This window comes from Citrobacter sp. HN-141 (genome assembly GCF_033341895.1).
GTDB lineage: Bacteria > Pseudomonadota > Gammaproteobacteria > Enterobacterales > Enterobacteriaceae > Citrobacter.
Genome location: NZ_JAWPBF010000005.1, coordinates 267,038 through 278,556, shown reverse-complemented (window position 1 = coordinate 278,556; position 11,519 = coordinate 267,038). Strand labels below are relative to the sequence as shown.

Sequence of the window (11,519 nt, the reverse complement as noted above, 5' to 3'; positions counted from 1 at the left end):
ATCGGTGGAGCTGCATGACAAAGTCATCGGGCATTATCTGAACATAAAACACTATCAATAAGTTGGAGTCATTACCCAAGATTGCGTATCTATTAGCAACCAACGAGAATGTTTTGTCTGTTGATGCTAATATCCACGAATTAATTGAAGGGAGTTCTGCCGTTATCGCATGTAATTCTGGCACAAGCATTGAAGCCTTAATTTTAGGCAAGCCAGTTTATTGCTTTGGTCGGAGCGAATGGTACGAAGCCACACATAAAATTGAAGTCTTAGACGATTTCGATGCTATATTTTTGAATGATAAACACAGTGCCATGTCTGCTTTTCAGGAAAAGTTGATAGCATACTTATTATCTGAATATTGGATTCAATTTGATGATATTGAGTCTATTAAGGCAAGAATAAAAGACTGCATAAGCCTCTATGAGAGTAACTACGGTGATGACTTCATCGACAATCATAATGATGGTGAATGTTACGTCAGGAGTTTTTTGAATGCCCAACGAGAGATCGCGATCCTGAAGAGAAAGCAAAAGAAGTATAAGAAAGATTATGAATTATTATCTTTTGTAATGCGATTTGTCCTATTTTTACCCTTTAAAGCTACACTTACTATGCTGGGAAGGAACAAGAATCATTGATTCTGAGGGCGTGATGGAAATTGCTGGCTCAGAATCATACTATTTCATCGCATACAGGATACTGAAACATGGCTGACTGGAACCCTTCGCTCTATCTGCAATATGAAACCGAACGTTCAAGACCTGCAGCTGAATTACTCAGCAGAGTCGCGCTGGAAAATGTCCGCTCAGTCGTCGACCTCGGCTGCGGCCCGGGTAACAGCACCGCATTGCTACACCAACGTTGGCCATCAGCACAAATAACAGGCGTGGATTCTTCTCCGGCAATGCTGATCGAAGCGCGTAACGCGTTGCCTGGCTGTCATTTTATCGAAGCGGATATTAGCGCATTTCAGACAGAAGAGCCTGTCGATCTGCTGTATGCAAACGCATCTTTGCAATGGGTTCCCGATCACTATCAGCTGTTCCCACACCTGGTCTCTCTGCTGGGAAGAGATGGCGTACTGGCCGTACAAATGCCGGATAACTGGCTGGAGCCAACGCATGTTCTGATGCGTGAAGTCGCCTATGAACTGGGCTACCCCGATCGCGGCCGCTCGCCTCTTCCCGGAGTGCATGCGTATTATGATATTTTGACTGACATGGGCTGCGATGTTGATATCTGGCGTACAACCTACTATCACGTGATGGATTCACACCAGGCAATTATCGACTGGGTGAGTTCGACGGGGTTGCGTCCATGGTTGCAGGACCTGAGTGAAAGCGAACAACATCGCTTTCTGGCGCGCTATCATGCATTGCTGCAGGAGCAATATCCGCTGCAAGAGAATGGAAAAATACTGCTGGCGTTTCCACGGTTGTTTATCGTTGCTAAACACAATTCATAAGCACTGACCGCCAATTATCAGTCTCTTTATACCAGGGGCTGATAATTATTATGAATTCCTCATGCGCGCCCTCGTCTTTTTACGATGAGGATCTAGTGATGAAGCCAGTCATCTGCTAGTGTCTGAGAACGTTTACTGACGGGGGTTGTCATGTCTAAAGTCTACATTGGCGGTTGTCTGTGTGGCTCTATTCGCTTTACCGCGACGAGCCCTACTAATTCGCATACCTGCTCGTGCGATATTTGCCGCAAGCATACCGGTGCACCGACCGTCGTCTGGATTGAATTTAATGCTGAAAATGTAGAATGGACGGGAGAAGCGGGTAAACCGACGACCTGGCGTTCTTCAGAAACATCCAGTCGCGCTTTTTGCCCTCGATGTGGAAGTTCAGTTGGTGCCATTGATGACGCTCCGGTAATAGCGCTATTAGCGGGCGTTTTTGATGATCCCAATGATGAAGATCTGGCCCCCGAGTTTCATTCATTTACCGATATGCAGCCTGCATGGTGGCAAAGAGAATTCGGCTAAAACCACACTACCCGGCGCATCAAGTCTTACCTATTCTTTCCGTGAAAAATAAGAGCTGGTCGTGCTACCAGCTTTACCGGACGTTATGTCAGCTGGTAATGTTTATCTGGCATATGTTTCACCGGCACAACGGTTTCATCATTCATCTGCAGTAAATCGATTTCTATCGCATTACAAATAGCATCTAATGGTAGATCATTATTCTCGGTGCCAAACGGATCTTCGAGCTCTTCGGCTAGCGCATCGAGCGCGATAAAGGTATACGAAATAAGCACCGAGATGAACGGTGTCATATAGTGTAAATCCACCACTAACGCGAACGGCAACATAATACAAAACAGATATACCGTGCGATGCAGGATTAAGGTATAAGCAAACGGAACGGGCGTGTTCGCGATACGCTCACAACCTGCCAGCACTGCCGACATATCATTTAACCTGTTGTTTAAACTGTGAAATAATATATCAGATAGCTGCCCATTTCGTCTGCGAACGGCCAGCCACTCCCCCATCAGCAGCAGAATGCGGTTGGCCGGTGATTGAGACGCAAAAACGGTCTGTAAATCGCTTTCGCTGAGGTATTTTGCCAGGGGTTCCGCCTGCGGTTGTCGACGTAAAGTCATACGCAGGCAATGCGCAAATGCGATTTGCAAACGAACGAACTGCCCCAGTTCTGCATCATCTGGTAAGGTCGTTTTCACCTCGCGCAGAAGTGAACGGGAAGCAATCATCAGCTGCCCCCACAAATGTCGGGCTTCAACATAGCGCGAATAGCAGGCGTTGTTACGAAAGCCTAAGAAGATTGCAATTGCGACACCGAGAATGCTGAACGGCGCCAGGGTAAATTTGATACCCAGCATCGTATACCACGGCAGCATGATGATAACAGCAATGGAGAGCAGGAAATTCAGCAGCAAGCGTGAAAAGATTTTGGATAATACCGAGCCATGCCAGACGAATATCAGGCGTAGCCAGTGTTGTTGGGGGCGAACGATCATGGTTATCTTCGGAAAATGTGAAAGCCGGGACATTAAACGTGATCGCGATCAATGTTGCAAGCTTACAGTAACACTATCTAAACATCTTTTCTTGCTGACCATTGAGTGCACTGAAGGTACAGATGTACGCTATTGAAGATAAGCATAATGTATGTTGTAACTAAACAAGATCAATAGAAAACCCGACCTGAGCCGGGTTAACGTATTAGCACAGTGGCTTAACAGCTTCGCGCATGCCTTTTGCCAGGATAGACTCCAGATCGGCGGAAACCTGCTCGACCAGGCCGGAAACCTGTGTCAGATCCTGTTCCCAGTGCTCTTTTACGGCCAGGACCGCGATGACCAGCGCTTCGGTCGTAATCTGGCGGTCACGATGCTGAGCCCACAACACCTGGAAACGTTCCATCCAGTGCGCATCGTCCTGAACCGGATAAGATTCACCGTTACGCTCACCGCGGTAGAAAGCAATCAAGGCTGCCAGGGCGAATGTCAGACGCGGCGGCAGTTGGCCGCTGGCCTTCTGCCCTGCCAACAGCTGCGGCAGAATACGGGTGCGGAATTTGGTCATGCCATTAAGCGCAATCGACAATAGCTGATGCTTAATGTACGGGTTGCAGAATCGGCCGGTCACCGCACTGGCAAATGAAGCCAATTCATCACGCGGCAGATCCAGCACCGGAATAATCTCTTCATAGATAGCTTTTTCAACGAAGGCGCGAATTTCAGCATCATTCATTGCTTCACCCACGGTATCAAGCCCTGCCTGCCAGGCGACCGGTACCAGTGCAGTGTGCGCACCGTTGAGAATAGCGACTTTACGCTCTTTATACGGCTTGATGTCATCAACAATCAGAACATTCAGCGAGTATTTATCGAGGCGAAGTTCGGTGGCTAATGATTTTGGCCCCTGAATAACAAACAGATAGAAGTGTTCTGCGGTATCAAGAAACGCATCATGATAACCCAGTTCAGCTTCAAGCTTCGCGACTTCATCACGCGGGTAGCCGGTAACAATACGGTCCACCAGCGTAGAACAAAATGCGTTTGCCTGGTCCAGCCACTGTACGAATGCTTCCGGCAACGCCCATTCCTGAGCATAACGCAGCACCAGTTCATGTAGCGCTTCACCATTGTAATCAATCAGCTCGCAAGGAATGATAATCCAGCCTTTATCAAGCGCACCGTTGAAATGGCTATAGCGTTCGAACAGCAGTCGGGTCAGTTTGGCCGGATAGCTCACTGCCGGCGCATCATCAAACTTATCACCCGCGTGGTAGCTGATACCCGCTTCCGTGGTGTTAGAGAAAACAAAACGCATTTCAGGATTATGCGCCAGCTTCAGGAACTCATCGTATTCGCTATAGACGCTGATTTCGCGGTTAACCGAACGAATTAAACGGGCATCGCTGACGGCCTCGCCCTTTTCATTCAAACCACGAATGATGGTGGTATAGAGACCATCCTGGGTACTCAGTGACGGCGGAAAAGTACTTTCGATAGGACGAACAATGACCACACCAGCGTTCAGATCGGTATGTTCATTCAGCAGATCAACTTGCCAGTCAACAAAGGCGCGCAGGAAGTTTCCTTCACCAAACTGAATAATGCGTTCAGGATAGTGAGCACCGGGAAAATCGCGACGATTTAGTGTTTGCACAATGGGTTCCCTTTTTGATTAGTCATACAACCTGATTGAATTGGTCCAATAGGTTAGCAAACTTTAATACAATGAAACCCTGTTTTGATCAATCCCCGGTGACAAATTAGAGCGTTTTATAAAAAAGTGTGGTCCCGGCCAGTGTTCCATCAGGCATTTTTGCATAGCCAGGGATTACCCCTGCTTTTTGCCATCCACAATTGTGGTAGAACAACTCGGCGGCGCTGCCTGTAGACGTATCAAGAACCAGGAGGGTTTTCCCTTCATGGTGTGCGCAACTTTCCAGTGTATTCATCAATTCCCGGGCGATCCCACACCGCCGTGCAGAGGTATGAACCAGGAGTTTGGCAACGTCTGCACGATGAGGTTGATTTTCGGGTTGCTCGATAATGAGTTGAACGGTCCCAACAAGCGTCCCTTGCGCATTTTCAGCCCCCAGAACAATGCGTTCTCCACAAGAGACACTGTGTGCAACACGCGTCCAGAAAGGCCGTGACTTATCGCGGTTAAAAGGAAGCATAAAACTGACAGATGCGCCATCGTTCACGCACTGTTCAAGGACATCACTAAGCTCGTCGATTCTCGACAGGATCTGTTCCGCGCTCAGTATAAAGCAGGGGGTGTGGGTAGCCATTTGATCTCCTTAGATTGACCCCTTCATACTGCAATTAACAATTACATAACACAAGGAGTCGGATCATAGGATTATGTTATCTATGGCTTATTCATTTGCAGCACTAACCAGTGGTAGATAACAGTGACAACGTAACGTTGCTGTTGCTCGCTCAGCGGTTGCCCCTGAGGAATATCATGCCATTTGGCCAGACATCCCCTGCAGCACGTCGCCGTGGCATGCTGAGCGATAAACACCGGATGTCCACGCATCGGCGTTTGCTTTCCGTCATTGGCCGGGAACGCGGGAGCCAATCGCTTAGCAATAAAATCGGCCGCATGTTGTTCAATAACCGGCGCACCTTTTTCCAGACAATATTGTCTTTCTTTCTGTCCGAGACGAAACCGTGATCGAAAGGTCGATTTCGCCAGTCGGGCAAAAAGCGGGTCGAGCGTGTTCATCAGTAAACCGAGCGCCCTAACTGTTGAGTTAATTGTTCCAGTACCGCAATACCCGCCAGCGAGTTCCCTGCGGGATCCAGCTCCGGACTCCAGACCGCAATCGCCATCTCATGCGGCACGATCGCCACAATGCCACCACCGACACCCGATTTCGCCGGCAGACCTACCCGCCAGGCAAACTCCCCGGCATTTTGATACATACCGCTAGTCGCCATTAGCGCGTTAATCTGTCGCGCCTGCATCGGCGTGACCACCGGCTCGGCGAGGTGGAAAGCGTTCCCTTGATTAGCCAGAAACACGAAGGTCCGCGCCAGTTCCACACAACTCATTTTCAGCGCGCAGTAGTGAAAGTAATTTTGCAGAACGGTCGTCACATCGTGATGAAAATTGCCAAAGGACTTCATCAGCCAGGCAATTGCCGCGTTGCGGGCGGAATGCTCAAACTCAGACCGAGCAACCGTCGCATCATAAGCAATATCAGAAACGCCGCTTAATGCACGTACCACTTCCAGCATTCGTTGCCGTGGCGCGCTCAGGCGACCTTGCAGCATATCGCAAACCACCAATGCCCCGGCATTGATAAAGGGATTACGCGGTATACCCTGCTCCATTTCCAGCTGCACCAGCGAGTTAAATGGATGACCGGAAGGATCTTTGCCAACACGTTGCCAGATTTCGTCTTCCTGGTAATGACGCATTGCGACAACCAGGCTAAGCACCTTTGAAATCGACTGAATAGAAAAACGTTCTTGCGCATCCCCCGCCTGATAGTGCTGACCATCAACGGTGCAAATGGCAATACCCAGTTTTGACCCATCGACGGAGGCTAATGCAGGAATATAATCGGCGACTTTTCCCTGACCAATCAGCGGACGAACCTGCTGCACAATGGTCTCTAAAATTGAATTGTCCATGGCCCTGGCCACAACATGCTCCTTGCTCGCAGGTATGAAAGGCCTGCGAGTATAACAGAGCTGAATACACAGCGTCAGACCGGAAGACGGAATCTGGCAACGGCCTGCATAAGCTGATGAGATTCATGATGTAACTGAAGGGAGGAATCAGACGCGGCGTTCACCAGATCGCTGGTCTGTCGGGCTTCGTTATTCAGAGCCTGAAGCTGACTGGTCAACGCGTGAATACGCGTTCCTTGATTCATCGTCGCAGCAGAAATGTCATTCAATAAGGCGCCAAGATTTTCCACCAGCGATATCACCTGCTGTAAGTTATCATCCAGTCCGTTCACCGCATGAAAGCCCTCATCAATACCCGCTAAGGAATGATGAATCAGCGCCTGAATATTCTGCGTGGACTGACTGCTTTTTCTCGCTAATAATCCAACTTCTTTTGCAACAACCGCAAATCCACGCCCTTGTTCACCAGCATGCGCAGCTTCAATCGCCGCATTTAACGCCAGAATATTGGTCTGAAACGCGATGTTGTCAATCAGTGAGATGATCCCGCGCATCTCTGATGAACGGGCAACAATCGCCTGCATCGACGCATTTACCGTTGCCATCATCCGGTCGCCCCCCGCAGCAATATCCCGCGCCTGAACGGCGCGTTGATTCGCCAGTTGAGCAAACCCGCTGTTATCCTCAACATGTGTTTCCAGAAACGAAATATGTGATGTCACCGTATTTAGCTCATCGCTCTGTTTCGCGGATTGCTGATACAACTGTTTATTGCTTTGCGTAAGCTGAGTAATATTTCCCACCATTGAGGTAGTCGCGTCATTCACCTGCTGCACCAGCATACATAGCCCCTGCTGCATCGCGTCGATACGGGAGCTCAGTTGTGTCACTTCACGATTAAACTGGCTAACCTTGGGGGTTGAACGGGAAAGATCGCCGGCCGCTAGTACATCAATATGATCGATCAGTCGTCTCAGCGGCGCGATGACCCAGCGGGACATACTGCGCCAGACCAGTACCGCAATTACCACCAGCACAAGAGGAATAAATAAAAAGAGCTGCTGTAAACGTTCAAGACTGATCAACAGCTGCTCTCGCCCTTTTTCCGCCTGCTGGCCACTGTCTTGCTGAAAACGTGCATAATTTTCATTAAAGTCTGTCTGAAACGCCTGCACAGGTACGGCAAATAACGCATCAATGCTGTTGGATTGCATTAATCCATCGGCCTGCTCCTGAATACCACTATAAAAACGCTGATAGCTCTCCATCAAGTCGGGAGGCTGATGCGGACCCATTGCAAGCCAGGCATCCCATGCCGTTTTTGACTGCGCTAACGCATGCTGAGCCTCTTCCATTAACGGACGCCAGCTCCCTTCCGAGCCGGTAGCCGCATCCTGCATAAAGTACACGCCGGCACGATTAAGTAAGTCGCTGGCCGTTAACAACGCCACCCTTGCTTGATCGATCTTCGCCTGTTGCATAAGCACCTGCTGATTATGCTGTTCATTAATCTGCGCGTCTCTGACAGAGGTTGAGAGCATGAGCGAGGATGCAATCTGCAAAACAGAGAACAGCGCAATAATACAAATGACACCGGTTAACAGACCAAACTGACGGGGGATCAGGCGACGAAAAATTTGCGTTATGTTCATATTACTCTTCTGTATCAAAGCGTTAGATGCGAGTGTACGCAGAGTAAATGACAAATTTATTGCAGAAATAAGACGGGTGCCCCTGCAGAGGCACCCGGGCAATCAGAGACGGTTTTTCCAGACAGTTTGCACATTGCAAAACTCATGCAGACCAAAGTGAGAAAGCTCACGACCAAAACCGCTTTTCTTCACGCCGCCAAAAGCAACGCGAGCATCACTGGCACTGTAACCATTAATAAACACGCCACCACACTCCAGACAGGCCGCCATATTTTGCGCCAGTGCCTCATCCGCGGTAAACAACGTGGCCGACAAGCCGAACTCGCTGTCATTAGCCAGTGCTAATGCGTGCTCAGCATCCTTCGCGACGGTAATCGCCGCAACCGGGCCAAACAACTCCTGACGAAATGCCGTCATTTCCGGCGTAACATCACCCAGCACCGTCACGGCATAGTAATTCCCCTGACCGGCGATCTTTTCCCCGCCGAGGAGTAATCGCGCCCCTTGCGCCAGTGAGGCTTCAACCTGCTGATGCAGTTCATCCCGCAGATCAAAACGAGCCATTGGGCCGAGATCGTTTTCTTCATTTAGCGGATCGCCCATTTTCAGTGCGCTGGCTGCCGCCACAAAACGTTGAGTGAATTCTGCGGCAATGCCCTGTTCAATAATAAAGCGTTTCGCTGCGGCACAAACCTGCCCGGTATTCTGATAACGCCCTGCCACTGCTGCTTTAACGGCTAAATCAAGGTCTGCATCATTAAGTACGATAAACGGATCGGAACCCCCTAACTCAAGCACGCATTTCTTCAGCGCAGCACCGGCCTGAGCGCCAATCGCAGCCCCTGCCCGCACGCTGCCCGTCACGGTTATCGCTGCGATACGCGGGTCATTAATCATCTGGCTAACCCCGGCGTTATCGGCATTAACCCAGCCATATACCCCAGCCGGTATTTCCGCATCGCTAAACACCTGGGCGATAATCGCGGCACAACCGGTCACATTCGGTGCATGCTTTAACAGATAGCCATTTCCAGCCAGCAAAATCGGTACCGCGCCGCGCATAACCTGCCAGAGCGGAAAGTTCCACGGCATGACCGCCAGAATAGTTCCCAGGGGACGGTACTCAATCACGGCCTGGTTATTCTCAACCTGCGTTGCCTCGGTACTGAGCATCGCTGGCCCATGTTCGGCGTACCAGTCACATAATGCCGCAGACTTTGCCACTTCCGCACGAGCCTGCCTGACGGGCTTACCCATTTCACGCGAGATACACTGCGCCATCTCTTCGGCGCGTACACGCAGCGCCTGTCCGACCCGGCGCAACATCTGTGCGCGATGGGCGACGGTCGTGTGTTTCCATGCGTTGAATCCCGTCGCAGCCAGATTCAGCGCATGGGTAATCTCATCGGCGCTGGCCCACGGCATTGCCGTCAGCATTTCGCCGCAGGTCGGGTCAGCGGAAATAGCATGTGTTGCTGCTGTGATGGTCATAAGTGCCTCTTTTTCTCGCAAGGTATGGTTATATCATGCGCAGGTTTACTCTTTCTGAAAAATGAATAATATTAACCATACCATTCACGAATAGAGAAAATTATGGATCTGACGCAACTGGAAATGTTCAATGCCGTCGCAGAGACCGGCAGCATCACGCAGGCAGCGGCGAAGGTGCATCGCGTGCCGTCCAACCTCACCACGCGTATTCGCCAACTTGAAGCGGACCTTGGCGTCGATCTGTTTATTCGTGAAAATCAACGTCTGCGACTTTCGCCCTCCGGGCACAACTTTTTGCGTTACAGCCAGCGGATCCTGGCGCTGGTAGAAGAAGCGAGGATGGTGGTCGCAGGAGATGAACCACAGGGATTGTTCTCTCTGGGGTCACTGGAAAGTACAGCCGCCGTGCGTATTCCGGCCACACTTGCCGAATATAATCAGCGCTACCCTAAAATCCAGTTTGCACTGGCAACAGGGCCATCAGGCACCATGCTGGACGGTGTGCTGGACGGTACGCTGAACGCCGCTTTTGCCGATGGCCCTATAACCCATCCAGGTCTTGAAGGAATGCCGGTATACCGTGAAGAGATGATGATTGTCACCCCACACGGGCACCCGCCTATAAAACGGGCCAGCGATGTGAATGGTTACAATATCTATGCCTTTCGCGCCAACTGTTCATATCGCCGCCATTTTGAAAGCTGGTTTCACGCCGATCGTGCGATGCCGGGCACAATCCATGAGATGGAGTCCTACCACGGCATGCTGGCCTGTGTGATTGCGGGGGCGGGGATCGCGCTGATTCCGCGTTCTATGCTGGAAAGCATGCCAGGCCACCATCAGGTCAATGCCTGGCCGCTAAGTGAAAACTGGCGTTGGTTAAATACGTGGCTGGTCTGGCGTCGCGGGGCGATGACGCGACAGCTGGAAGCATTTATTGAGGTACTGGAACCTCAGCTGTCGCAGAATGCGGATTAACTGGCGAACGTCAGATGGCAAGGCAGTTGCTCAAGCTGCTGCCGTACCTCTTCATTGAGTCGGGCATCGGTCACGATATCCGTCAATGCATCCAGATGTGTGACGTTGAAAAGTGACCATGCACCATATTTTGAACTGTCTGCCAACAGGACACGACGTTTGGCGTTTGCAACCAGGTCACGCTTCAGACCAGCCTTTTCTTCCGTCGGTGCGGTGATCCCGCGGGCCAGGTCCCAGCCGTTACAACTTAGAAACGCGATATCCGGCCACACGCTTTGCAGCAGTTTACGCCCGTGCTCGCCGATACAGGACTGGCTGGAGTCATCAATGCGCCCGCCAATGATCGTCACTTCAATTTGCTTGAACTCAGAAAGAAATAGCGCAATGTGCAAATCGCTGGTGATGACGCGCAACGGCAAATGGGTAAGCTGGCGCGCCAGTTCAATCATCGTCGTTCCCGCATCCAGGACAATGGCGTCTCCGGCTTTCACCAGGCTTGCCGCCGCGCTGGCAATAGCCTGTTTTTCCATCAGGCTACGCTGCATTTTCTCATGCGTGGTCGGTTGCGAAGGGATAAACCGGTTAAGCGTCACGCCGCCGTGAGTTCGGCTGATAACACCTTCCTGATCGAGTTTAATCAGGTCGCGACGAATGGTCGCCGGCGAGGCCTGAGTCACAGCAACAAGCTGTTCAACCGTTGCCAGATTATGCCCTTTCAGATAATCCATAATCTGTTCTAACCGATTATATCCCTTCATT

At 50.6% G+C, this 11,519-nt stretch carries 13 protein-coding genes; 5 read left to right on the top strand and 8 right to left on the bottom strand.

Annotated features, from left to right (window positions below):
• The 4 genes from RYZ59_RS24730 to RYZ59_RS08880 form a co-directional block, all read left to right on the top strand.
• On the top strand, positions 1-61 hold a 61-nt coding region (locus RYZ59_RS24730; protein ID WP_071528444.1), incomplete at its 5' end, for an IS1 family transposase.
• Positions 62-113: 52 nt separating this feature from the next.
• Complete coding sequence (locus RYZ59_RS08890; RefSeq protein ID WP_318046182.1) at positions 114-641, top strand: hypothetical protein; 528 nt, start codon at positions 114-116, stop codon at positions 639-641.
• A 68-nt stretch (positions 642-709) separates the two neighbouring features.
• Positions 710-1,468 (top strand): trans-aconitate 2-methyltransferase, encoded by a 759-nt coding sequence (gene tam, locus RYZ59_RS08885; protein WP_318046181.1) that lies wholly within the window; start codon positions 710-712, stop codon positions 1,466-1,468.
• Positions 1,469-1,618: 150 nt separating this feature from the next.
• A complete protein-coding gene (locus tag RYZ59_RS08880) occupies positions 1,619-1,996 on the top strand; it encodes a GFA family protein (protein WP_137383079.1) in 378 nt (125 codons plus the stop codon).
• Between the two features lie 83 nt (positions 1,997-2,079).
• On the opposite strand, the gene RYZ59_RS08875 is transcribed toward RYZ59_RS08880, so the two are convergent.
• The 7 genes from RYZ59_RS08875 to sad all read right to left on the bottom strand — a co-directional run bounded on the left by RYZ59_RS08875 (position 2,080) and on the right by sad (position 9,782).
• Positions 2,080-2,994, bottom strand: coding sequence for a bestrophin family protein (locus RYZ59_RS08875; RefSeq protein ID WP_318046180.1), 915 nt, complete (start codon positions 2,992-2,994; stop codon positions 2,080-2,082).
• Positions 2,995-3,199: 205 nt separating this feature from the next.
• Entirely contained in the window at positions 3,200-4,651 is a 1,452-nt protein-coding gene (locus RYZ59_RS08870; protein ID WP_318046179.1) for a tagaturonate reductase, read from the bottom strand.
• Positions 4,652-4,757: 106 nt separating this feature from the next.
• Positions 4,758-5,285 carry a GNAT family N-acetyltransferase gene (locus RYZ59_RS08865; RefSeq protein ID WP_318046178.1) on the bottom strand — a complete coding sequence of 176 codons (528 nt, stop codon included), beginning with the start codon at positions 5,283-5,285 and terminating at the stop codon, positions 4,758-4,760.
• Positions 5,286-5,365: 80 nt separating this feature from the next.
• Entirely contained in the window at positions 5,366-5,725 is a 360-nt protein-coding gene (locus RYZ59_RS08860) for a DUF4186 domain-containing protein (protein WP_005122713.1), read from the bottom strand.
• The gene (glsB, locus tag RYZ59_RS08855; protein WP_318046177.1) at positions 5,725-6,651 is read right to left on the bottom strand and encodes a glutaminase B; all 927 of its coding nucleotides are present in this window, start codon (positions 6,649-6,651) and stop codon (positions 5,725-5,727) included. Before glsB ends, RYZ59_RS08860 begins: the two co-directional genes overlap by 1 nt.
• Before the next feature lie 62 nt (positions 6,652-6,713).
• Positions 6,714-8,291 carry a methyl-accepting chemotaxis protein gene (locus RYZ59_RS08850; protein WP_318046176.1) on the bottom strand — a complete coding sequence of 526 codons (1,578 nt, stop codon included), beginning with the start codon at positions 8,289-8,291 and terminating at the stop codon, positions 6,714-6,716.
• A 102-nt stretch (positions 8,292-8,393) separates the two neighbouring features.
• Positions 8,394-9,782 carry a succinate-semialdehyde dehydrogenase gene (gene sad, locus RYZ59_RS08845; RefSeq protein WP_318046174.1) on the bottom strand — a complete coding sequence of 463 codons (1,389 nt, stop codon included), beginning with the start codon at positions 9,780-9,782 and terminating at the stop codon, positions 8,394-8,396.
• Positions 9,783-9,884: 102 nt separating this feature from the next.
• On the opposite strand from sad, the gene ptrR reads away from it, so the two are divergent.
• Positions 9,885-10,760 (top strand): putrescine utilization regulator PtrR, encoded by an 876-nt coding sequence (gene ptrR, locus RYZ59_RS08840; protein ID WP_061067887.1) that lies wholly within the window; start codon positions 9,885-9,887, stop codon positions 10,758-10,760.
• Here ptrR and RYZ59_RS08835 read toward each other — a convergent pair.
• A complete protein-coding gene (locus RYZ59_RS08835; RefSeq protein ID WP_202038664.1) occupies positions 10,757-11,518 on the bottom strand; it encodes a DeoR/GlpR family DNA-binding transcription regulator in 762 nt (253 codons plus the stop codon). The genes ptrR and RYZ59_RS08835 overlap by 4 nt on opposite strands.
• Position 11,519: the final 1 nt, after the last annotated feature.